The 20909-nt window shown below is 62.0% G+C and carries 23 protein-coding genes; 13 read left to right on the forward strand and 10 right to left on the reverse strand.

What is annotated here, in order from left to right; all coding sequences use genetic code 11:
• Positions 1-45: 45 nt before the first annotated feature.
• Positions 46-1083: a glycosyltransferase family 9 protein gene (locus WE862_RS05640; RefSeq protein WP_042030386.1), complete on the forward strand. Its 1038-nt coding sequence runs from the start codon at positions 46-48 to the stop codon at positions 1081-1083.
• 332 nt (positions 1084-1415) lie between these two features.
• Here the strand turns inward: WE862_RS05640 and WE862_RS05645 are convergent, their stop codons facing one another.
• Positions 1416-2192, reverse strand: a complete 777-nt coding sequence (locus tag WE862_RS05645) for a glycosyltransferase family 2 protein (RefSeq protein WP_031227896.1) — start codon at positions 2190-2192, stop codon at positions 1416-1418.
• 218 nt (positions 2193-2410) lie between these two features.
• Between WE862_RS05645 and waaF the strand changes: the two genes are divergently transcribed.
• Both waaF and waaA read left to right on the forward strand, forming a co-directional pair.
• The gene (gene waaF, locus WE862_RS05650; protein WP_042030388.1) at positions 2411-3445 is read left to right on the forward strand and encodes a lipopolysaccharide heptosyltransferase II; all 1035 of its coding nucleotides are present in this window, start codon (positions 2411-2413) and stop codon (positions 3443-3445) included.
• A gap of 1 nt (position 3446) precedes the next feature.
• Positions 3447-4712 (forward strand): lipid IV(A) 3-deoxy-D-manno-octulosonic acid transferase, encoded by a 1266-nt coding sequence (gene waaA, locus WE862_RS05655; RefSeq protein ID WP_042030389.1) that lies wholly within the window; start codon positions 3447-3449, stop codon positions 4710-4712.
• A 78-nt stretch (positions 4713-4790) separates the two neighbouring features.
• Here waaA and WE862_RS05660 read toward each other — a convergent pair whose 3' ends face one another.
• Genes WE862_RS05660 through WE862_RS05670 form a run of 3 tightly spaced genes read right to left on the reverse strand, consistent with a single transcriptional unit; the run spans position 4791 to position 6868 of the window.
• The gene (locus WE862_RS05660; protein WP_042030406.1) at positions 4791-6050 is read right to left on the reverse strand and encodes a PTS ascorbate transporter subunit IIC; all 1260 of its coding nucleotides are present in this window, start codon (positions 6048-6050) and stop codon (positions 4791-4793) included.
• A gap of 51 nt (positions 6051-6101) precedes the next feature.
• Positions 6102-6389, reverse strand: a complete 288-nt coding sequence (locus WE862_RS05665) for a PTS sugar transporter subunit IIB (RefSeq protein WP_042030390.1) — start codon at positions 6387-6389, stop codon at positions 6102-6104.
• A 35-nt stretch (positions 6390-6424) separates the two neighbouring features.
• Entirely contained in the window at positions 6425-6868 is a 444-nt protein-coding gene (locus WE862_RS05670; RefSeq protein WP_033136381.1) for a PTS sugar transporter subunit IIA, read from the reverse strand.
• Positions 6869-7119: 251 nt separating this feature from the next.
• Here WE862_RS05670 and WE862_RS05675 point away from each other — a divergent pair, with 251 nt between their 5' ends.
• From WE862_RS05675 to WE862_RS05690, 4 genes are all read left to right on the forward strand, one after another.
• Positions 7120-8142, forward strand: a complete 1023-nt coding sequence (locus WE862_RS05675; RefSeq protein WP_041210783.1) for a LacI family DNA-binding transcriptional regulator — start codon at positions 7120-7122, stop codon at positions 8140-8142.
• A gap of 34 nt (positions 8143-8176) precedes the next feature.
• Complete coding sequence (locus WE862_RS05680; protein ID WP_042030391.1) at positions 8177-9157, forward strand: MDR family oxidoreductase; 981 nt, start codon at positions 8177-8179, stop codon at positions 9155-9157.
• Positions 9158-9230: 73 nt separating this feature from the next.
• Positions 9231-9356: a hypothetical protein gene (locus WE862_RS05685; protein ID WP_255940094.1), complete on the forward strand. Its 126-nt coding sequence runs from the start codon at positions 9231-9233 to the stop codon at positions 9354-9356.
• A gap of 137 nt (positions 9357-9493) precedes the next feature.
• The gene (locus WE862_RS05690; protein ID WP_042030392.1) at positions 9494-9826 is read left to right on the forward strand and encodes a DUF2799 domain-containing protein; all 333 of its coding nucleotides are present in this window, start codon (positions 9494-9496) and stop codon (positions 9824-9826) included.
• An 18-nt stretch (positions 9827-9844) separates the two neighbouring features.
• On the opposite strand, the gene WE862_RS05695 is transcribed toward WE862_RS05690, so the two are convergent.
• Complete coding sequence (locus WE862_RS05695; protein ID WP_104016832.1) at positions 9845-10009, reverse strand: hypothetical protein; 165 nt, start codon at positions 10007-10009, stop codon at positions 9845-9847.
• 111 nt (positions 10010-10120) lie between these two features.
• Positions 10121-10558 (reverse strand): flagellar basal body-associated FliL family protein, encoded by a 438-nt coding sequence (locus tag WE862_RS05700; RefSeq protein WP_042030393.1) that lies wholly within the window; start codon positions 10556-10558, stop codon positions 10121-10123.
• A 145-nt stretch (positions 10559-10703) separates the two neighbouring features.
• On the opposite strand from WE862_RS05700, the gene WE862_RS05705 reads away from it, so the two are divergent.
• A complete protein-coding gene (locus WE862_RS05705) occupies positions 10704-11240 on the forward strand; it encodes a chorismate--pyruvate lyase family protein (RefSeq protein ID WP_042030394.1) in 537 nt (178 codons plus the stop codon).
• Positions 11237-12106: a 4-hydroxybenzoate octaprenyltransferase gene (gene ubiA, locus WE862_RS05710; RefSeq protein WP_071914913.1), complete on the forward strand. Its 870-nt coding sequence runs from the start codon at positions 11237-11239 to the stop codon at positions 12104-12106. Before WE862_RS05705 ends, ubiA begins: the two co-directional genes overlap by 4 nt.
• Before the next feature lie 69 nt (positions 12107-12175).
• On the opposite strand, the gene plsB is transcribed toward ubiA, so the two are convergent.
• Positions 12176-14599 (reverse strand): glycerol-3-phosphate 1-O-acyltransferase PlsB, encoded by a 2424-nt coding sequence (gene plsB / locus WE862_RS05715; protein WP_042030395.1) that lies wholly within the window; start codon positions 14597-14599, stop codon positions 12176-12178.
• Between the two features lie 204 nt (positions 14600-14803).
• Between plsB and lexA the strand changes: the two genes are divergently transcribed.
• The 4 genes from lexA (at position 14804) to dinF (ending at position 18303) form a co-directional block, all read left to right on the forward strand.
• Positions 14804-15430, forward strand: coding sequence for a transcriptional repressor LexA (lexA, locus tag WE862_RS05720; RefSeq protein ID WP_033113613.1), 627 nt, complete (start codon positions 14804-14806; stop codon positions 15428-15430).
• Between the two features lie 459 nt (positions 15431-15889).
• A complete protein-coding gene (locus WE862_RS05725; protein WP_081849401.1) occupies positions 15890-16105 on the forward strand; it encodes a hypothetical protein in 216 nt (71 codons plus the stop codon).
• A 207-nt stretch (positions 16106-16312) separates the two neighbouring features.
• Positions 16313-16939 carry an SCO family protein gene (locus WE862_RS05730; protein ID WP_042030396.1) on the forward strand — a complete coding sequence of 209 codons (627 nt, stop codon included), beginning with the start codon at positions 16313-16315 and terminating at the stop codon, positions 16937-16939.
• Between the two features lie 2 nt (positions 16940-16941).
• Positions 16942-18303, forward strand: coding sequence for an MATE family efflux transporter DinF (gene dinF / locus WE862_RS05735; RefSeq protein WP_042030397.1), 1362 nt, complete (start codon positions 16942-16944; stop codon positions 18301-18303).
• A gap of 13 nt (positions 18304-18316) precedes the next feature.
• Here dinF and trmL read toward each other — a convergent pair whose 3' ends face one another.
• The 3 genes from trmL to WE862_RS05750 all read right to left on the reverse strand — a co-directional run bounded on the left by trmL (position 18317) and on the right by WE862_RS05750 (position 20903).
• The gene (gene trmL, locus WE862_RS05740) at positions 18317-18781 is read right to left on the reverse strand and encodes a tRNA (uridine(34)/cytosine(34)/5-carboxymethylaminomethyluridine(34)-2'-O)-methyltransferase TrmL (protein ID WP_042030399.1); all 465 of its coding nucleotides are present in this window, start codon (positions 18779-18781) and stop codon (positions 18317-18319) included.
• A 74-nt stretch (positions 18782-18855) separates the two neighbouring features.
• Positions 18856-20226, reverse strand: coding sequence for an ATP-binding protein (locus WE862_RS05745; protein ID WP_198493550.1), 1371 nt, complete (start codon positions 20224-20226; stop codon positions 18856-18858).
• Positions 20208-20903 carry a response regulator gene (locus tag WE862_RS05750; protein WP_042030400.1) on the reverse strand — a complete coding sequence of 232 codons (696 nt, stop codon included), beginning with the start codon at positions 20901-20903 and terminating at the stop codon, positions 20208-20210. Before WE862_RS05750 ends, WE862_RS05745 begins: the two co-directional genes overlap by 19 nt.
• Positions 20904-20909: the final 6 nt, after the last annotated feature.

The raw sequence follows: 20909 nt of genomic DNA on the forward strand, positions 1-20909 counted from the left end.
CATCAAGCCTCCCTGCATTGGTGACAGGGAGCAAAGGGATTTTTTATGAAACGTATTCTGGTCGTTCGCAATGACAAGATTGGTGACTTCATGCTGGCGTGGCCGAGCTTCGCCATGCTCAAAGGCTCCATGGAGTGTCATGTGACTGCCCTGGTTCCGGCCTACACGGCCCCGCTGGCCCGGCTCTGCCCCTGGATTGACGAGGTGATCATCGATCCGGGCGTGCGTGCCGACAAGGAGCAACAGCGGGCACTGCTGGCCCGGATCAAGGCGGCGGCGTTCGACGCGTCCATCTGCCTCTTCTCCAACTCCCGCAACGCCATGCTGGTGTGGAAGGCACACATCCCTTACCGGCTGGCACCGGCGACCAAGCTGGCGCAGGTGCTCTACAACCAGCGTCTGGTGCAGCGCCGCTCCCGCTCCCAGAAGCCGGAGTCCGAGTACAATCTGGAGCTGATCCGTCGCTTCCTGACCGATCATCAGGTCGCCGTGGTGGAGCCCAAGACTCCCTTCCTCAGTTTCGATGAGGCGAGCCTGCAGCAGGTGCGCGAGCAGCTGGCGGCCAAGCTCAAGCTCGATGCCAGCCGCCCCTGGCTGATGGTACACGCCGGCAGCGGTGGCTCGGCCAACAACCTCTCCATCGAGCAGTATGCCCGCATCATCATCAAGCTGAACCAGGCCTGCCCCGAGCTGCAGTGCGTGCTGACCGCCGGTCCGGGCGAGGAGAAGATGGCCGAACAGTTGGCGGCCGAGTTGCTGGCCCACGGCGGCAACGGCTGGATCTACCGCTCCAGCGAAGGTCTGCCGATGTTCTGTCAGGTGCTGGCCAACGCCGCCCTGTTTATCGCCGGCAGTACCGGCCCGCTCCATATCGCCGGGGCGCTCGACGTGCCGACCATCGGCTTCTTCCCGATGCGCCGCTCCGCCACCCCGCTGCGCTGGAAGCCCCTCAACAGCGAGGGGCGTCACCTCGCCTTCAGCCCGCCCGAGGACAGCGATCACCCGGAGGATATGAGCCAGCTCGATCCCAAGGCCATGGTGCCGGAGATGGCCCGCTGGGCGGCGCCCTTCTGGCGCAAGTAACCTATGCAGCAATGCAGACAGGGCCCCGCGGGGCCCTGTTCTGTATGGTGATGATCGCAGCTGACAGACCCGCAGATCGGACATTGCCCCCGACAGCCCTTTTGCGGCCCTGTCAGCACCCCGCTGGCGTGGTTCCTGCCGGTATAAGCTGAAGTTGGGTCATTTAAGCAAAACCCATAAATTCAGCTTATAGCGATCGAGCTAACCCCTGTCGCCTCCCATCATGGCCATTGCACGCCCTGCAAGGGCTCCGCCCGATCTGAAGCCATGCCATTCGCCCCTTGTTCCGCTGGAACAAGGGGCGAATTGACGAACTTGCGGTGGGGTAGGCGTTATTCCGGCTGCTGCGGTTGCTGGCGCACCCAGAGGTCGGCGTATTTGACGAAGGTGGAGTGGGCGGAGAGGATCGCCAGCAGCAACCCCTGCTTGCCATCGAGGAAGCCCGCCTTGAGCAGGTACATCTTGATGAAACAGCCGACGGCGTGCATCAGCCCCTGACTGAGGGAGCCCTTCTTGCCGCGAGCGGTGCGCTGATCGGCCCAGGCGCGGGCATAACCGGCCGATTTGACCAGATAGTGCTCCAGATCCCGATAGGTAAAGTGGTGCAGGTCGCCGTAGAGGTTGACGATCTTCATGTTGGCGCGCACCTCCACCTTCTCGTGCACCAGCGCCTCGTTGTAGCTGGTGAGCGCCTTGGGATAGAGGCGCAGCACCCGATCCGGATACCAGCCGCTGTGGCGGATAAAGCGGCCAAAGACCCAGGAGAGGCGCGGCAGCGAGTAGATGGTGTCGCTGGCCGGATTGGCCATCACGTTGGCGATGGCGGTTTTCAGCTCGGGGGTGAGCCGCTCGTCGGCATCCAGCCACAACACCCAGTCGGATTGCACGTGGGACTGGGCCAGCCGGCGCTGTTTGCCAAAGCCCGGCCACTTGGCGTTGACGAAGAAACGGGCCCCAAATTCGGCGGCGATGGCCGGGGTCTCGTCCTGACTGCCTGAGTCCAGAATGACGATCTCGTCCACCAGTCCGTCGAGGGAGGCGAGGCACTTGCGCAGGTTGTCGGCTTCATTCTTGACGATCAGAACGGCAGCCAGAGTCGGTTTTTTCACGAAATGGGGCTCTCGGTTGTTGCCCGTCTGGCGGGACATGCTCGAATTGGCGCCCATTCTAGCCTAAAAGCGTGGCCGGGGCATGACCCGGGTGGCGGCTGGTCTCCCCTGTCAGGGCGGGTAGGTAAGGATCTTCTGTTATTTATCCGACCATTCTTGGGGCATAATCTCGCCCAGTGATGATTAACCGCCGGGCCAGACCCGAGAGAAGACGCGTAATGAAAATATTGGTGATCGGCCCCTCCTGGGTCGGCGACATGGTGATGTCCCAGAGTCTCTACAAGGCGATCAAGGCCAACCATCCCGAGTGCGAGCTGCACGTGATGGCCCCCGCCTGGTGCTGCGCCCTGCTGGAGCGGATGCCGGAGGTGGACAAGGCGATCACCATGCCCCTCGGCCACGGTGACTTCAAGCTGGTGGCGCGCCGCCGCCTCGGCAAGCAGCTGGCGGCCGAGAAGTACGATCAGGCCATCGTCCAGCCCAACTCCATGAAGTCGGCGCTGATCCCCTGGTTTGCCCGTATTCCGGTGCGTACCGGCTGGAAGGGGGAGCACCGCTTCGGCCTGCTCAACGATATGCGCAGCAACAAGTCCGCCTTTCCGCTGATGGTGGAGGGCTATCTGGCGCTCGCTTATCCCAAGGAGCAGATGAAGAGCCGGGCCGATATTCCGACCATTCCCCACCCCTCTCTGCACGTCGATCTGGTCAACCAGAGCAAGGCGCTGGAGCGACTGGGGCTGGATCGCGCCCGCCCAGTGCTGGTGCTCTGCCCCGGTGCCGAGTTTGGCCCGGCCAAGCGCTGGCCGGAGGGGCACTACGCCGTGGTGGCCCAGCAGCATCTGGACGAAGGGTGGCAGGTGTGGATCTTCGGCTCCAACAAGGATGTGCCGGTGGCCAACACCATCCGGGATCGGGTCAACCTGCTGACCCGCCCCAACTGCCACGTGCTGGCGGGCAAGACCAGCCTGCACGAGGCGATCGATCTGATGGCGCTGGCCAGCCGGGTCATCTCCAACGACTCCGGCCTGATGCACATCGCCGCCGCCCTCAACCGGCCGCTGGTGGGCGTCTATGGCTCCACTTCGCCGCTCTACACCCCGCCGCTGGCGGATCGGGTCGAGATCGTCCACACCGACATCGAGTGCCGCCCCTGCTTCAAGCGCACCTGCAAGTTCGGCCATCTCAAGTGCCTGATCGACCTGGCGCCGGAGCAGGTGGTCGATGCCTGCAAGAAGCTGGAGCAGAGTCAGTAAGATGCCCTACCGTCTGCTCTACAACCTGCTGATCCATCTCGGATTGCCGCTGGCGTTGCTGGCCCTCTACAAGCCGAAGAAAGGCAAGCCCGGCTTTGGCAAGCGCTGGGCCGAGCATCTCGGGCGGCTGCCCGCCACCGGACAGGAGGCGCCGCTCTGGATCCATGCGGTGAGCGTGGGGGAGACGCTGGCCATCACGCCGCTCATTCGCGCCCTCAAGGCGGAGCGGCCCGATCTGCCGATCCTGCTCACCACCACCACCCGCACCGGCGCCGATCAGGCTGCCAGGCTGGGGGATCTGGTGATCCATCGCTACGCGCCGCTCGACTACCCCTGGGCCATTGCCGCCTTTCTTGACACCTTCAAGCCGCGCGCGCTCTGGGTGATGGAGACCGAGCTGTGGCCGAACTGGCTGGCCGCCTGCGAGGCGCGCCACCTGCCGGTGACCATCATCAATGCCCGCCTCTCCGAGCGTTCCTGCCAGCGTTATGCCCGCTTCCACGGCGCCTTCGATGCCCTGAGCCGGCCGCTGACCCATCTGCTCTGCCAGCATCAGGATGACGCCGACCGCTTCGCCCGCCTCGGCATCGATCGTTCGCGGCTGGCGGTGACCGGCTCCATCAAGTTCGACATCCAGTTTGGTGACGAGGTGCAGACCAAGGGGCGCGCTCTGCGCCAGCAGCTGGGCGCCGAGCGGCCTGTCTGGATCGCCGCCAGCACCCATCTGGGTGAGGACGAGCAGGTGCTGGCCGCCTTCGATCTGCTGCTCAAACGCCATCCCGACGCGCTGCTCATTCTGGTGCCGCGCCACCCCGAGCGGTTCGATCGGGTGGCCGAGCTGTGCGCCCCTTATGGCTGCGTGCGGCGCACTGATGGTGCTGCGGTGAGTGCGGAGGATAAGGTCTATCTCGGCGATACCATGGGCGAGCTGCCGCTGATGCTGGCGGCGGCCGATGTGGCCTTCGTCGGCGGCAGTCTGGTGAAGATCGGCGGTCACAACCTGCTGGAGCCGGCAGCGCTCGGCAAGCCCTGCCTGACCGGCCCCGCCTATTTCAACTTCAGCGATATCACCCGCCAGCTGGTGGCTCAGGGTGGCGCCGCCATCGTGGCCGATGCCGCCGAGCTGGGCGAGCGGGTGAGCCAGCTGTTTGCCGACGGCAACGCCCGCCGCGAGATGGGGGAGCAGGCCCGCGCCGTGGTGCTGCGCAATCAGGGTGCGCTGGCGCGTACTCTCTCGCACTGCCTCACCGCGCTGGAGAACGACTGAGTTTCAGCCTTTCATACATCTCAGCCATAAAAAAACGGAGCGCGATGCGCTCCGTTTTGTTTTTGGCGGTGACCGGAATTAGCGAACGATCAGCCCCAGCAGGATGCCGACCACACCGAAGTCGGAGTCGCTGAAGGTGGTGTTGGCAAAGCCGAGGTCGCCCAGCACCGGCAGCAAGAACACCGGCAGAATGGTGAGCAGCAGCAGGCCGTTGGCGAAGGCACCCAGAATGGCGCCGCGACGACCACCGGTGGCGTTGCCGAACACCCCGGCAGCAGCGCCGACGAAGAAGTGTGGTACTACGCCCGGGATGATGACGGTCAGGCCCATGGCGTAGAGCAGCGCCATTCCCACCAGGCCGGCGGCAAAGCTCGACAGGAAGCCGATCAGCACGGCGTTGGGGGCGTAGGGGAAGACGATCGGGCAGTCGAGTGCCGGCTTGGCGTTCGGTACCAGCTTGTCGGAGATCCCCTTGAAGGCCGGTACGATCTCGGCGATGACCATCCGCACACCCTGCAGGATGACGTAGACACCGGCGGCGAAGGTGATGGACTGCATCAGGGAGAACATGAACCAGTGCTTGCCCTTGGCGACGCTGGAGACAAACTCGGGGCCGGCGAAGGCGGAGGTCACCAGGAAGATGATGCCCATGGTGAAGGAGATGGCCACCGGGGTATCGCGCAGGAACAGCAGGCTCTTCGGTACCTGCACATCTTCGCAGCTGTGGGCCTTGTTGCCGAACTTGGCGCCGATCAGGGCGGAGAGCACGTAGGAGCAGGTGGAAAAGTGGCCCAGTGCCACGTCATCTGAGCCGGTGATCTGCTTCATGAAGGGGTGGGCGATGGCCGGGAAGAAGACCATGGCGACGCCGACCACCAGACTGCCCACCGCGATCAGCGGCACGCCGCTCATGCCGCCGGCAGAGAGGATCACCGCCACCATCATCGACATGAACAGGGTGTGGTGACCGGTCAGGAAGATGAATTTCCACGGGGTGAGGCGGGCGATCAGGATGTTCACCAGCATGGCGAAGAACATGATCATCGCCATCTCCTTGCCAAACGAGGTCTGGGCGATGGAGACGATGGCCTCGTTGTTGGGGACGACCCCCTTGATACCGAAGGCGTGCTGGAAGATGACGGCAAAGTCACCCAGCGAGTTGATCACCAGAGTGGCACCGGCCCCCAGAATGACGAAACCCATTATGGTCTTGACCGTGCCCTTGATGCACTCGGTCACCGGTTTCTTCTGGGCAATCAGGCCGATAAGTGCGATCAGGCCGACCAGCACGGCGGGCTCGGACAGCACGTCAAACATCAGAAAGTTGAAAAATTCCATGGTCAGCTCCTGGCAATGGAAGATGCGGCCCGCAGGCCGCATGGAGGATCCTTAGAGGGCACCCAGTTCGCGCAGGGCGGTGGCGAGCTTCTCTTTCATCGCGGCCTTGTCGACCATGTTGTCGAGGGCTACCAGACGGCCGTTGACGCCCATGGCTTGCAGCTGCTCGGCGATGTCGCGGGTGGCGACAAAGATCTCGGCGGTTTCGCTGCCGGCAGAGGCCAGATCGCGGTGATCCACCTCGGCGGTGACTGCCAGCTCTTTCAGGATGCTCTTGATGCTCATCTCCATCATCAGGCTGGTGCCCAGACCGTGACCGCATACAACCAGAATTTTCATTGTCTCTTCCTCTGTCAGGAGCGCCGTGGCGCAGATCAGTAGCGCGCCAGAATGCGCAGGATGTCGTCTTTGGTGTCGGCCGCAATGATGGCCGCCACGTCCTCTTCATTCATAAACAGCTCGGCCAGCTGGGCGATGGTCTCCACGTGGGAGTTGCTGTCGCTGGCGGCCAGGGTGATCAGCAGCTGGATCGGGTCGTTGCCCTCGGAGTCGAAGTTGACCCCCTGCTTGATGACGGTCAGCCCCAGACCCAGCCGGTTGACGCCGTCCTCGGGACGAGCGTGGGGCATCGCCAGACCGGGGCCCAGTACGTAGTAGGGGCCGAGCTCCTCATGAGAGCGAAACAGCGCCGCCACGTAAGAGGGTTCGATGGTGCCATTGGCCAGCAGGGGCGCCGTGGCCAGCTCGATGGCGTGGCGCCAGTCGCGGGCTGCGGGTTCGATGCGGATGACATCCTCGGTCAGCAGTTGAGTCAGCATGGTGGTGATCCGGCTAGTTAAGATGGCGCCAATCTATCGATCTTGCGGTGGTGAAACTGTGAGGGTGATCGCGAAAGTTAGCGCTATCAGATAGCGCTAACATGAAACTGTGATAGCGCTATCACTTCACCCATTAACGGGAGCCATCCTGCCCCTGTGGTAGGGGAAAGAGAGTAGAATCGGCCCTGAGCAAATAGTCAGTGGCGCTCTTTTGCCTTAAAGTGAGCAGCCGCAAGCCGAGGAAGGGATGGATGTCAGAAGCGAAAAAGCGCCGTAGCACGGGTCGGGTGACCCTCAACGATGTGGCCCAGCTGGCCGGAGTGGGGGCCATGACGGTCTCCCGTGCCCTGCGCACCCCCGAACTGGTCTCCGACAAGATGCGCGAGCGTATCGAAGCCGCGGTGGAAGAGCTCGGCTATATCCCCAATCGTGCCGCCGGTGCGCTGGCGTCGGGTATCTCCCAGACCATAGTGGTCATAGTGCCCAGTCTGGCGGATGCCGGTTGTGGCGAGATGATTGCGGGCCTGCAACAGGCCCTGCTCGACGAGGGTTATCAGATCATGCTGGGGGATGCCCAGCATCTGAAACAGCAGGAAGAGAGCTTGCTGACCAGCTTCTTGCAGCACAATCCGGCGGCGGTGGTGCTGTTTGGTGGCGATCCCGGCGAGACGATCCGTGCCCGCCTGAAAGCTGCCCGTTTGCCGGTGGTGGAGGTGGGTGCCATGGCCCGCAGCCCCATCGACATGAATGTGGGAGTCTCCAACTTCGATGCTGGTTATGAGTTGACCCGCCACCTGATCGAACGTGGCTATCGCAATATCGGTTTTCTCTGTGCCCGTCAGGAGCAGTGGATGCTGCAACAGCGGATGCAGGGCTGGCACAAGGCGCTGCTCGACAACTACCTCTCTCCTGATGCCATCATCAATACCTCGGAGCGCCCCAACTTCAGCACGGGGGCGACCATGCTGGGTGAATTCCTGCTGCGCTGGCCCGAGCTGGACGCACTTATCTGTGTCAACGACGAGCTGGCTGCCGGCGTGCTGTTCGAGTGCCAGCGTCGTCATTTGAATGTGCCGGGCAAACTCGCCATCGCCGGATTTGATGATCTGGATGTGGCGCGCGCCTGTTATCCGACCCTGACCTCGGTTCGGATCCCCTATCGCAAAATGGGGCAGGAGGCCGCCGGGCTGATCCTGCGCCAACTGGCCGGAGAGCTGGTAACCGGTACGGCACTGGCTCTCGATTTTCAGCTGCAAAAGCGCCAAAGCAGCTAACCGTTCCGTTTCAATCCCCATCAAAGAGGCAACCATGTTCAAGGCTCTGTTACTGGAAAACCAAGACGGCAAGACCATTCCGACCCTGACCCGACTGACCGAGAGCCAGTTGCCGGAGGGAGAGGTGCGGGTAGCGGTAAGCTACAGCTCCATCAACTACAAGGACGGGCTGGCCATCACCGGCAAGGGCAAGATTGTGCGTCAGTGGCCGCTGGTGCCCGGCATCGACTTCGCCGGTACCGTGCTCGAATCCGCCGACAGCCGCTATCAGCCGGGAGACAAGGTGGTGCTGACCGGTTGGGGCGTGGGCGAAGGGCACTGGGGCGGCATGGCCGAACAGGCGCGGGTCAAGGGCGACTGGCTGGTGCCGCTGCCCGCCGGGCTCGATGAGCGGCAGGCCATGTGCATCGGCACCGCCGGCCTTACCGCCATGCTCTGCGTGCTGGCGCTGGAAGAGGCGGGCATTACCCCGGCAAGCGGTGAGGTGCTGGTCACCGGTGCGGCAGGTGGCGTGGGCTCCGCCTCGGTCGCCCTGCTGGCGGCTCTTGGCTATCGGGTGGCGGCGCTGACCGGTCGTCCCGAAGAGCAGGGTGCCATGTTGACTGCGCTCGGTGCCAGCCGCATCGTGCCGCGCAGCGAGCTGCTGGAGCCTGCCAAACCGCTGGAGAAACAGTTGTGGGCCGGTGCCATCGATACTGTCGGCAGTCAGGTACTGGCCAAACTGCTGGCACAGATGAACTACGGCGGCGCCGTGGCAGCCTGCGGGCTGGCGGGGGGCTTCGATCTGCCGACCAGTGTGATGCCCTTTATCCTGCGCAATGTGCGGCTGCAGGGGGTCGATTCGGTGATGTGCCCGCTGGCACGTCGTCAACTGGCGTGGCAGCGACTGGCACGGGATCTGCCAGCCAGCTTCTTTGCTCAGGCGGTCACCGAGATCGGGCTGGAGCAGGTGGTCGAGGCTGCCGAGGCCATCACGCTGGGTCAAATCGCGGGGCGCACCCTGGTCAAACTTTGAACTCTGACGACTGGCGAGCCCGACATTTCCGGATAGAATTGGATTGCGGGTGAACTATCCAAGGAGAGTGAAGATGGGTGGACACAAGCCGGATTACGACTCGTCAGACGATGATTGGGAGCCGGAATCCTGGGAAGAGGAGCTGGATCAGTGGGAAGACGAAAGCTGGCAGGATGATGACCCTTTCGATGACCAGTGAACCGCAGCATTGAATGAACAGGCGGGCATTGTGCCCGCCTGATTTTTTTGCGGCGCTCACAGGGCTTGCTTGTGCCTCTTGTGGTCACCGGGTGGCTGGATAAGAATGAACTGCTCAAACGACACTCAAGGATGACTATGCGACTCACCATCATACTGCTGGCAGCCCTGCTGGGTGGCTGCGCCTCCAACAACGATCCCTGCGAGAAGGTGTGGAGTGATGTCGGGGAGGCTGATGGCAAGCTGGGGTTCACCGCCGAGCGGGTCGAGTTCCATCAGGCCCAGTGCGGCAAGAAGGTGGATAGCGAACTGTGGGAGCAGGGACGCCAGAAAGGGCTGGCCTGGTATTGTCGCCCTGAGCACCTCTATCTGGCCGGTCGCTCCGGTGGCGAGTATCGCGGCGTCTGCCCGAACGACATGCAGGCCCGCCGGCTGTTTGAACAGGGACGGCAGGGGTGGACGGATCAATAACGTCCTGACGGGGAGGCGTTACTCCTCTTTCAGCCGCAGCGGCTGGCAGAGGTAGCCTTTCTCGTTGGCGCTGCGGGCACATTTGCCGCAGACGAATTTGGGTTTGCGGATTATCTTGCGCAGCGCTTTGAGATCAGTGGGGATTTCGTGGCGGCGCCACTCACACAGGGTCTTGCTGCCCATAACGATTACCTCTACGACTCGACGGGCGTATTGTAATCAATTTTCATTTCGAATAAACGACAAACCCGCCAGCCGGGGATAATCCCTGCTGGCGGGTTTGCGAATGAAACGTTACTGGTAGAGGAATTTGGTGAAGATGAGCTCGCGCACCGCTTTCTTGCCGGTCTCTTTCACCAGCAGCTCGTTTGCCTTGGCTTCGCACTCCTTGCGCAGCTCTTCGCGGCTCACCAGTGACTTGATCTGCTCGGTGCTCTTGCTGCCCATCAGGCGGATAATGGCGTCGCGGATCAGCGGATCATGCTGCTCCAGCAGCTTGAGGTCGCCCTCGTTGGCCGCCATCAACTCTACCGTCACCCGAACGTAGCCGAGGGTTTTGCCATCGCTCAGGTAGTTGGTGATGATGTCCGGATCGAGCAGGTGGTAGTAGAAGCCGGGTTTGGGAGCGGCGGCCGCTTCTCCCTCTGCGGGCGGCTCCTCTCCTTCAGAGGCATAGACCTGAAGTGCACCGCAGCTCAGCAACAACACCAGCAGAAATTTGAATAGCTTCATATGGATGGCTCATCAGCAAGAGATACCCCATTTTTGATGCTGCCATCGGGGCCGTCAAGCACGGATGTTCTTACATTTCGCGATTGATTTACGGATAATAAACCGGATTTTAACCTGAACACGGAAATCTCTGGATGGTGAAGCTGTGAAGTCCGAGTTGACTGTTCCCCTCACGCTCTCGGGTAGCTGGCTGGCTCCGGAAAGTTGTGAATTGCCAGCCTCGCTGCGCCCCTGGTTGCTGGAGCCGGGCTCCATGACCCGGCGGTTGCGCCAGCACAACAGCCACTTCTCGGTCGAGTGGCTTGGCAATCATCAGGTCTCTCTCACTGCCGATGAGCAGTGGCTGGTGGATGCGCCCACCCCGGCCGGGATCTGCCGCGAGGTGATCCTGCACGGCGATCGGGGGCCGGCGGTTCTGGGCTGGACCCTGTTTGCCGATGTGGCGCTGGAGGGAAGCGGGCTGGCCGATCTTGGCGAGCAGCCGCTCGGGGAGCGGATATTCGGCCACGAGCCGGCGCGGCGCGATCATCTGCAAGTGGCGCGCTTCGAGATCGCCACCAACCCCCGCTGTCCGGCTGCCGTGGTCTGGGGGCGTCGCTCCCGTCTGTTTCTGGGGCCGTGGCCACTGCTGGTTCACGAGCTGTTTCTGCCTTCTCTCGTTTGTAACAAGGAGCTGGAGTGAATCTGTTGACCAAGGAGCGAGGGCTGGCCTATATGCAGTTGGCTCGCATCGACAAACCCATCGGTACCCTGCTGCTGCTGTGGCCCACCCTCTGGGCACTGTGGCTGGCGGCAGGTGGTGTCCCCAACCTCTGGAATCTCATCGTCTTTGCCGTGGGCGTTTTTCTGATGCGCTCGGCTGGTTGCGTCATCAACGACTATGCGGATCGCGACTTCGATGGCCATGTCAAACGCACCTCCGGGCGCCCGCTGCCGACCGGCAGGGTCGATCCGCGCGAGGCGCTGGCGCTCTTCTTCGTGTTGGCGCTCATTTCTTTTGCCTTGGTGCTGACCATGAACCCGCTCACCATCAGCCTGTCGTTTATCGCTCTGTTGCTGGCGGTCTGCTACCCCTTCATGAAGCGGCTCATCTCCAACCCGCAGTTTGTGCTCGGGCTGGCCTTCTCCTGGTCGATCCCCATGGCTTATGCGGCGCAGGCCAATGCTCTGCCCCTCGTTGCCTGGCTGCTCTTCCTGGCCAACCTGCTCTGGACCATCGCCTATGACACCCAGTACGCCATGGTGGATCGGGACGATGACCTCAAGCTCGGCCTCAAATCGAGCGCCATCCTGTTTGGCCGCAACGACAAGCGGATCATCGGGGCGCTGCAACTGGGCACCCTGCTGATCATGTTGGTGGTTGGTCAGCTGATGGCGCTGGGGGGCTGGTATTACTGGGGATTGCTGGGGGCTGGGGTGCTCTTCGTCTACCAGCAGCGGTTGATCCGCGAGCGCGAGCGTGAAGCCTGCTTCAAGGCGTTTCTCAACAACAACTATGTGGGGGCGCTGATCTTCATCGGCGTGGTGCTCGATTACCTGCTGGCGTGACCTGTTCCCGCGCAAACTCCGATAAAAAAGAAGGCCGCATGATGCGGCCTTCTTTGTTTGCGTTGCAGATCAGAGCTGGTTGCCCGCCTGAATGGTACGGCGGATCTTGTTGCTCAGCAGCGGCACTATGTTATCGGCCAGCGCCTGGAAGCGGCCGAGATCCGGCTTGCAGTCGGAGGAGAAGTAACCCTCCTTGCGCAGGGTGTGGATCAGGGTGCTGAACAGCTTCTGGTCGAAGAACTCGGGGGCGTTGATACCGTGCAAAGTGCCGAGGCGCTCAGCCATCATCAGGCCGTCCGCTTCCAGCTGCTCCGCCTCGATATGGGGCTGGGCCAGCACCCGGGTCAGCACGATGGCGTAACGCTGCAGGGTCTCCTGAATGCTCTCCGCCAGCAGCAGCAGGCGCATCTGGTTGGCCGGGTTGACCCAGTAGCCGCCATCGCGCGCTTCGATCAGTTGCTGGCGCTGCAGTTCGGCCAGCAGGGCATAGACCAGCTCCGGCAGCTCATCCTCTTCATAGCGCAGGAACAGCTCGGTCTTGAGCAGCGGATAGATGTCGATGCAGCGGGCCAGCAGCTCGCTGTGGGAGATCCCTTCACAACGCTCGATCAGGGCCGCAACCAGCGAAGGCATGGCGAACAGGTGGAGGATGTTGTTGCGGTAGTAGGTCAGCAGGATCGCCTGATAGCGGTCCAGACTGATGATCTGGCCCAGCTTGTCCTCACTCACCTCGAACTTGTTGAGCTCCATCGCCTGATCCAGCAGGGTGGCGGCATCTTCGGCCGGCATGGTGCTGTGCGGGCTGTAGGGCACCTGCTTGAGCAGATCCAGATAGGTGTTGAGCTGGGCCTGCAGTTCGTCGCGGGTCAGGGCGTGACGCTCGGCGGCCAGCAGTGCCAGTGCGCTCAGGGTCAGGCCATTGACCGCGGCAGCCCCGTTGATGCGAGTCATCAGCAGCTCGGCCAGTTCGTTGACGGTGCCCGCCATCCACTCCGGACGCTCCTCTTCTCCAATGTGCTGTTTCCAGTCGGGAATATGCTCGCTCAGGTAGCTGTTGAGGGTCAGCGGTTCGCCGAAGTTGACGAAGCCACGGCCATAGTTGCGCAGCTTGCGCAGGATGCCGAGCACCTGCAGGAAGCTCTCTTTCTCCTTGCGGCTGCCCTTGAGCTCGTTGTGGTAGGTGTTCACCTCCATCACGTGCTCGTAACCGAGATAGACGGGCACCAGAGTGACCGGTCTGTCCAGCCCGCGCATCATCGCCTGCAGGGTCATCGCCAGCATGCCGGTTTTGGGCGGCAGCAGGCGACCGGTACGGGAGCGGCCACCCTCGGTGAAGAACTCCACCGAGTAACCCTTGGCGAACAGCAGGTTGAGGTATTCACGAAATACCGTGCTGTAGAGCGGATTGCCCTTGAAGGTACGGCGGATGAAGAAGGCGCCGCCGTGGCGGAAAATCGGGCCCGCCGGCCAGAAGTTGAGGTTGATACCCGCCGCGATATGGGGCGGCACCATCCCCTGGTGATAGATAACGTAGGAGAGCAGCAGGTAGTCCATGTGGCTGCGGTGGCAGGGGACGTAGACGATCTCGTGCCCCTCCTGTGCCAGCTGGCGTACCTTCTCGGCGCCGTTGACGGAGAGCCCGCGGTAGAGCTTGTTCCACAGCCAGCCGAGGAAACTCTCGCCAAGGCGGATCAGCCGGTAGGAGAAGTCGGAGGCGATCTCGTCCATATAGCCGTGAGCCCGCTTCTTGGCTTTCTCGAGGCTGATCCCTTCGCGCTGGGCCTCCTCTTCAATCGCCTGCTGGATCACTTCGGAGTCGAGCAGCTGTTTGAACAGCAGGTGGCGGTTCGGCAGTTTCGGGCCGGTGGCTGCGAGTTGCTGGCGGCTGAAGTGGGTGCGAGCCACCCGCGCCAGTTTGTGGGCGATCCCTTCGTCAGTGCCGTGCTTGTCGGCCATATAGCGCAGGGAGAGCGGCGGCGAGAAGCGCACCAGATTCTCGCGACCCTTGAGGATCACGATGAGCGCCTTCTTCAGCCGGTTCGGCGCCAGACTGCTGATGATGTTCCAGCCGGATGCCTCTTCGCCTTCCCGACCCGGGGCGCGGCCCCAGAACAGGGTGACGGGCACCACCTGGATATCCAGCTCGGGATCCTGCTTGTGCAGATCCAGCAGCTGGTGGAACTCCTGCAGGAAGGGGAGAGGTTTGCTGCGTTTGCCAAACAGGGGAGGCGGACGATCCAGACAGACATAGCGCGGCAGCAGCTGGCTGTTAAGCTCCAGCGGCGTGAAGGGGCCGGGCAGACCGAGATCCTCACAGCATTGCTGCAGGGTCATCAGGTCAGTGATCGAACTGGTCTTCAGGGCGTAGACGATGGGTCTGGCCGGATCCAGATTGAGTTCTGTGATGGGATTTTCCGGCAGGCTCTTGTGATTGACCAAGCCGCTGACCGGCCATTGCAAGATGGCTCTGGAAATCTTCTGTCCTAGGGACATGTGTGTCTGCTCTCCAAAAAAATGCGGCGTGAGCATAGCAAATCGGCGGCCCCTTGTCGCCGAGAGGTACGATGAGTCAGCTGCGCAGGATCAAAACAGCGATAAATGAGCGGTTTGTCGCGACAAATGTCAGCTCTGCCTTGCCTTGGTCACTGCACTGTATATACTGCCAGTGTGCTGTATAAAAAGACAGGTGCCCATTCTATGAAACCCCTTACTCCCCGCCAGGCCGAAGTGCTGGAGTTGATCAAGGCGAATATGAGCGAAACCGGCATGCCGCCGACTCGCGCCGAGATTGCCCAGAAGCTTGGTTTCAAGTCGGCCAATGCGGCCGAAGAACATCTGAAGGCCCTGGCCAAAAAAGGGGTCATCGAGATCATGCCGGGCACGTCCCGCGGCATCCGCCTGCTGCTTGAAGAGGAGGAAGAGGTGCTGGAAGAGAGCGGCCTGCCCCTGATTGGCAAGGTGGCTGCCGGCGAACCTATCCTGGCGCAGGAGCATATCGAGAGCCACTATCAGGTGGATCCTGCCCTGTTCCATCCGCGGGCAGATTTTCTGCTGCGGGTGCAGGGGATGAGCATGAAGAACATCGGCATTCTGGATGGCGACCTGCTGGCTGTGCACAAGACTCAGGAGGTGCGCAATGGTCAGGTGGTGGTGGCTCGTCTCGATGAGGATGTCACCGTCAAGCGCTTCCAGCGCAAGGGTAGCCAGGTGTGGCTGCTGCCGGAAAACGAAGAGCTCTCCCCCATCGAGGTGGATCTCTCCAGCCAGCACCTCACTATCGAAGGTCTGGCCGTCGGCGTGATCCGCAACGCCGACTGGATGTAATTTCCCCTTTGCTATGAGACGGCCTCCTGCGGGAGGCCGTTTTGTTTTGCGCCTTTCCTGTTGGCCTGGCCGCTAGCCCATTGCTGCGAGACTCGATAGGCGTTCGACGAAGGGAGTGGCTGCCAATCATTCATTTCGGATATATGCTCAAATCAGGGTCTCGCCAATAAAGAGACTTCTTGCCATGCGTTGCCGGCCTGTGGCGGGTAATAGGGGCAAATTCAGAACAAGCGTGGGCAATGCACCTTCACGGGATATGAAGGGAGAGGGGGCACCCCTGCCATGGGGCGTCACTCGTGGTATGGCAAGTCGCCGTGCTGCCGGCAGAGTCGGGCAGGCGAAACAGCATAACTTGTCGGTCAGGGAGGACTGGTTATGGCATCGAGATCTCCATGGGATACAGGGGTGAGGGAACTGGCACCGGTATCCTCCATCACCCGTTTTTTCAGAGGCAGCCGGTTGACCTGGTTTTACGGGCTCTGGCTGCACCACAAGGGCTCGCACTGGACGCTCTGGCTGGGTTGCCCGAAAGAGAAGGTGGTACAGTTGGTGCTGCTATTCAAGCGGAGCCATGGTGTTGCCAAGTCGCAGGAAAACTGGTTGGCGCCCGTGATCCCCATCAGTGCCAGAGCGCTCGGCAAAATGCTGCAGCAGAGGCGCATTAACCGCCCGTGAAGGGGATGGATGGCGGCAGAGACCCACAAAACCGGCTCGCTTAAAGAGCCGGTTTTTGTTTTTGTGGTTGCTGCTTAATTGAACCAAACGGTCTGTTCCTGACAGAGCCGTGTACAAGGAGTCTCCAGTTCATGCCCTGCTGGGGTACAATCCCCCACCTGTCTGGCTATCGATGCTGTGTGTACTGAACCGAAAGGGTCTCTTGTTATGATGAAGCTTCGCTATCCTCTGTTGTTTCTGCTGCTGACAGGCTGCCTGATCCTTGCCTTCTATCTCACCCAGCCAAAACGACCGGAGCATGCTGACTACTATCCGGTCGGGCGGGACATCAACAACTTCCAGCTGATCGATGCCGACAACAAGCCATTCACCCCGGCCAACTTGCTGGGACACTGGACCTTTCTCTTCGTCGGTTACACCTATTGTCCCGATATCTGCCCCACCACGCTGGCGGATATCCGCTCCGTCTACGATCAGTTGAAGAAGCTGGCACCGACCACTCAGGTGGTCTTTGTTTCGGCGGATCCCCAGCGCGATGATCCTGCCCGTCTCAAAACCTATACCGCCTTCTTCAACCCCGAGTTCAAGGCGGCGACGGCGCCACACGACAAGCTGTTCCCGTTTGTGCGCAATCTGGGGCTGGTCTACTCCATCGCCAAGGAGGGGGAGAAGGATTACCTGATCGATCACTCCGCCTCCATCGTCCTCATCAACCCCAAGGGCAAGTTGCAGGGGGTATTCCGGCCCAAGGTGGAGCGCGGCCAGGTACCGCTGGTGCAGATGGATAGCATGCTCTCCGACTTCTCCCGCATCCTGAAGCTGACAGGTCACTGAGAGTGACGCACTCTGTTGCCCACTGGTGGCGAGATCCCTCTCGCCACCGCGCCGTCTTTGCCCTCGCCCTGCCGATGGTCTTCTCCAATATCACCACCCCCCTGCTGGGGCTGGTGGATACCTGGGTGATCGGTCATCTCGGGCAGGCCTGGTTTCTCGGGGGCGTCTCGGTCGGGGCGACCCTCATCAATCTCATCTTCTGGCTGCTCGGCTTCCTGAGGATGTCGACCACCGGACTGACGGCGCAGGCGCACGGTGCTGCTGACGGGCGGGCCCAGCTCGATACCCTGCTGCGCGGGTTGGGGCTGGCCGTTGCCCTCGGGCTGGCTCTGCTTCTGCTGCTGTTTCCCCTGCTGCCACGGCTGATTGCCCTGAGCGGCGGCTCGCCCGAGGTTCAGCTCTATGCTGGCCAGTACGTGGCGGTGCGGATCTGGAGCGCTCCGGCGGCGCTCTGCAATCTGGTGATCATGGGTTGGCTGCTGGGGATGCAGGATGCCCGCAGTCCCATGGCGATGCTGATCCTCACCAATCTGGTCAACATGGCGCTCGATGCCCTGTTTGTGCTGGGGCTCGGCTGGCAGGTGCGCGGCGTGGCGGCGGCCTCGGTGCTGGCCGATTACTGCGCGCTGGGGGTCGGCATCTGGCTGGTATCTCGTCAGCTGCGGCAATTGGCGCCGACGGTGTGGCAGGATGGCTGGCAGCGCTGGCGCCAGCTTGCTCCCATGGTGCGGCTGCTTGGCCTCAACCGCGATATCTTCCTGCGCTCCTTATCCCTGCAGCTCTGCTTTGCCTTTATGACTCTGCAAGGTGCCCGGCTGGGCGATGTGGCGGTGGCTGCGAATGCGGTGCTGCTCAACTTCCTGATGCTCATCTCCTACGGGCTCGATGGCTTCGCCTATGCCGTCGAGGCCATGGTCGGGCGGGCCATCGGCTTGCGGGATCGGCACCGGCTGCGGGAGGCCATCCTGCTCAATCTGGGCTGGGCGGCCCTCATCGCCAGCGGTTTTACCCTGATATTTGCCCTCTTCGGTAGCCACCTTATCGGCTATATCACCGATATTCCGGCGGTCGTGGCGGAGGCAACCCGCCACCTGCCCTGGCTGGTGGTGATGCCCTTGCTGGCGGTCTGGTGTTTCCTGCTGGATGGTGTATTCATCGGGGCGACCCGGGCGAAAGAGATGCGCAACAGCATGCTGCTGGCGGCATTTGGCGGTTTCTTCCCGATCTGGTGGCTCTGTCAGTCGTGGGGTGTTGCGGCACTGTGGGCTGCGATGGCGACGCTGATGGTGGGGCGTGGCTTGTCACTGGGGGTCACCTGTTGGCGACTGGAGCGAAGCGGGCGCCTGCTGGACGCCCGCCACTGATCATCGGTGGCGCTTACATGGCGCCGGGATAACCGAGCTGGCGCCAGCTCTCGTAGACAAAGACCGAGACCGCGTTGGAGAGATTCATGCTGCGGCTCTGGGGCAGCATGGGGATGCGTACCCGCTGCTCGAATGGCAGACTCTCGATGATCTCGATGGGCAGGCCGCGGCTCTCCGGGCCGAACAGCAGGGCGTCGCCGAGAGCAAACTGCACGGCCGAGTGCGCGGTGCGTCCCTTGGTGGTGCAGGCAAATACCCGCTTGGGCGCCACTTCTGCCAGAAAGGCCTCATAGCTCGGCCAGCGCTTCACCTCGGCAAACTCGTGATAGTCGAGTCCCGCCCGCTTCACCCGCTTGTCATCCCACTCAAATCCCAGCGGCTCGATCAGATGGAGCCGGTATCCGGTATTGGCACAAAGCCGGATGATATTGCCGGTATTGGGCGGAATTTCGGGCTGGTAGAGGACGATATCGAGCATGACGAGCTCCTGCAAAGAGATGTAAAGGCAAGAAGGGGCGCCAGCATACCCAGCGCCCGTGCCGATGAAAAGGGTCAGGCGACCGGTAGTTTGATGGTGACGGTGAGGCCGGTCGGGTGGTTGTTGCTGGCGGCAATGGTGCCGCCATGGCGCTGGATCGCCTCCGCCGCGATAGCCAGCCCCAGCCCGGTTCCGCCGGTCTTGGCATTGCGGGCATCATCGACCCGGAAGAAGGGCTGGAACAGCAGCGGCTGCTGCTCGTCAGGTACGCCGGGCCCGTCATCCCGAATAGTCATCACCCACTCCTTGCCATCCCGATACCACTCCACCTTGATAAACTCGCGGGCATATTTGAGGGCGTTGCGCAGCGGGTTCTCGATGGCTCGCGAGAGCAGCTCCGGCCACATCTGGATCGACTCGGTCGGCAGTTGCGGCAGCCTGAGCTGTTTGCCGCTCTGGTTCGCCTCAAACATGGCATCTTCGAGCATGGGTTCCAGCAGATCGGCCAGCGGCTGCACGACGGGGGCCTCCACATGCTGCTGTACCCGCGACAGGTCGAGCAGGTCCCCGATCAGCTTGTCCAGGCGGCCTATCTCCGATTCGATCCGGGCCAGCTCGGCGCTGTCGCCCTGCTTGCGGCGGATCAGCGCCTGCGCCAGCTGCATCCGGGTTAAGGGGCTGCGCAGCTCGTGAGAGATGTCTGAGAGCAGCTGTTTCTGCTTCTGGATCATGCTCTTAAGCGTTTCCACCATGCGGCTGACATGGTCGGCCAGCTGGCCGATCTCGTCGCGGCGGCCAAGGTTGGGGATCTGCACCTCAAGGTTGCCGGCCGCCAGCTGGGAGACCGATTTCTGCAACTGCAGGATCGGGCGGGTCAACCGCCAGGCGAGCAGCAGACAGAGCGGCGTGCTAATCAGCATGGCTACCCCGAGAATGCGGATCGGGTGATCCAGCACCTGAATGAACAGGAACAGGTAGGGGTTTTCGGCATTGAGCCCGAAATAGACGTGGTAGCTGTGGCCGTGATGCTGCATCAGAAAGGGGCCGGCGATCGCTTTGCGGTGCTCGTTGCGCAGCATGGGCTTGCCTGGGTCATCGGCATCCACCATGAAGCGCACCACGAACTTGCGTGGATGGGTGGTGGACTGGATCTGCCCCTTCTCGTCGCGGATATAGACGTTGTCCACCGGCAGCATGGCGATCTTGTCCATCGCCTTGGCCAGATCGAAATCCTGATCCGGGTCGGCGGCATTGAGCAGCGCCTGCACATTGTTCTGCATCCGTGCCACCTCGTGAGTGGGCAGCGGGATCTGGTTGCGGGGATCGAGCGTCGGCAGGCTGATGACTGCCGCGAGGATCACCAGCAACATAAACCAGAACCAGAGGAAGATGTGGGTCGAGATCCCGTTGAGGGAGGTGCCCCCCTTTATTCTTGCTCTAGCCACAGATAGCCGCGCCCCCGTACGGTTTTGAAGCGGGGCTGGCCATCGACGCGCTCCGGCAGCTTCTTGCGCAGGTTGCTCAGGTGCATGTCGATGGCGCGATCGAAGGGCTCCAGCTTCTTGCCGAGCACCTGCTCGGAGAGGTGACTCTTGCTGACGATCTGGCCGGGATTGCGCAGCAGGCACTCAAGCAGGCCGAACTCGGTAGCGGTCAGCTCCAGCAGCTGCTCGCCGCAGCGTGCCTGCTGCAGGCCGGGTTGCAGCACTATGTCCATAAAGCTGACTTCGTCGGAGGAGTTGCCGCGCTGGGGCGGGGCGCTCTGGGTACGGCGCAGGATGGCACGCACCCGGGCCAGCAGCTCCCGATCATCGAACGGCTTGGCCAGATAGTCGTCGGCCCCCGCCTCAAGACCGTTGACCCGATCCTGGCTGTCGCCACGGGCGGTCAGCATCAGTACCGGTGTTTCATGGGTCTTGCGCAGCTTGGCCAGCATGGCGAAGCCGTTGAGTTTGGGCATCATCACATCGAGCAGTACCAGATTGAAGCTCTGCTCTGCCAGTCGTTGCAGCCCCTCTTCACCATCCTCGGCGACCGTGACCTGAAATCCCTCCAGGGTCAGAATTTCGGTGAGCAACTGGGTCAATTCAAGATCGTCGTCGACCAGGAGTATTCTGTTCATCGGGTG

The organism is Aeromonas jandaei, assembly GCF_037890695.1.
Classification (GTDB): Bacteria; Pseudomonadota; Gammaproteobacteria; order Enterobacterales; family Aeromonadaceae; genus Aeromonas; species Aeromonas jandaei.

Excerpts from the sequence above, each read along its gene's own strand:
- WE862_RS05690 (WP_042030392.1), top strand. The coding sequence starts at position 9,494 with ATGCGACTCACCATCATACTGCTGGCAGCCCTGCTGGGTGGCTGCGCC.
- WE862_RS05685 (WP_255940094.1), top strand. The coding sequence starts at position 9,231 with ATGGGTGGACACAAGCCGGATTACGACTCGTCAGACGATGATTGGGAG.
- trmL (WP_042030399.1), bottom strand. The coding sequence starts at position 18,781 with ATGCTCGATATCGTCCTCTACCAGCCCGAAATTCCGCCCAATACCGGC.
- waaA (WP_042030389.1), top strand. The coding sequence starts at position 3,447 with ATGCCCTACCGTCTGCTCTACAACCTGCTGATCCATCTCGGATTGCCG.
- plsB (WP_042030395.1), bottom strand. The coding sequence starts at position 14,599 with ATGTCCCTAGGACAGAAGATTTCCAGAGCCATCTTGCAATGGCCGGTC.
- WE862_RS05750 (WP_042030400.1), bottom strand. The coding sequence starts at position 20,903 with ATGAACAGAATACTCCTGGTCGACGACGATCTTGAATTGACCCAGTTG.
- WE862_RS05730 (WP_042030396.1), top strand. The coding sequence starts at position 16,313 with ATGATGAAGCTTCGCTATCCTCTGTTGTTTCTGCTGCTGACAGGCTGC.
- waaF (WP_042030388.1), top strand. The coding sequence starts at position 2,411 with ATGAAAATATTGGTGATCGGCCCCTCCTGGGTCGGCGACATGGTGATG.
- WE862_RS05670 (WP_033136381.1), bottom strand. The coding sequence starts at position 6,868 with ATGCTGACTCAACTGCTGACCGAGGATGTCATCCGCATCGAACCCGCA.
- WE862_RS05680 (WP_042030391.1), top strand. The coding sequence starts at position 8,177 with ATGTTCAAGGCTCTGTTACTGGAAAACCAAGACGGCAAGACCATTCCG.
- WE862_RS05675 (WP_041210783.1), top strand. The coding sequence starts at position 7,120 with ATGTCAGAAGCGAAAAAGCGCCGTAGCACGGGTCGGGTGACCCTCAAC.
- WE862_RS05695 (WP_104016832.1), bottom strand. The coding sequence starts at position 10,009 with ATGGGCAGCAAGACCCTGTGTGAGTGGCGCCGCCACGAAATCCCCACT.
- lexA (WP_033113613.1), top strand. The coding sequence starts at position 14,804 with ATGAAACCCCTTACTCCCCGCCAGGCCGAAGTGCTGGAGTTGATCAAG.
- WE862_RS05660 (WP_042030406.1), bottom strand. The coding sequence starts at position 6,050 with ATGGAATTTTTCAACTTTCTGATGTTTGACGTGCTGTCCGAGCCCGCC.
- WE862_RS05640 (WP_042030386.1), top strand. The coding sequence starts at position 46 with ATGAAACGTATTCTGGTCGTTCGCAATGACAAGATTGGTGACTTCATG.
- WE862_RS05700 (WP_042030393.1), bottom strand. The coding sequence starts at position 10,558 with ATGAAGCTATTCAAATTTCTGCTGGTGTTGTTGCTGAGCTGCGGTGCA.
- WE862_RS05665 (WP_042030390.1), bottom strand. The coding sequence starts at position 6,389 with ATGAAAATTCTGGTTGTATGCGGTCACGGTCTGGGCACCAGCCTGATG.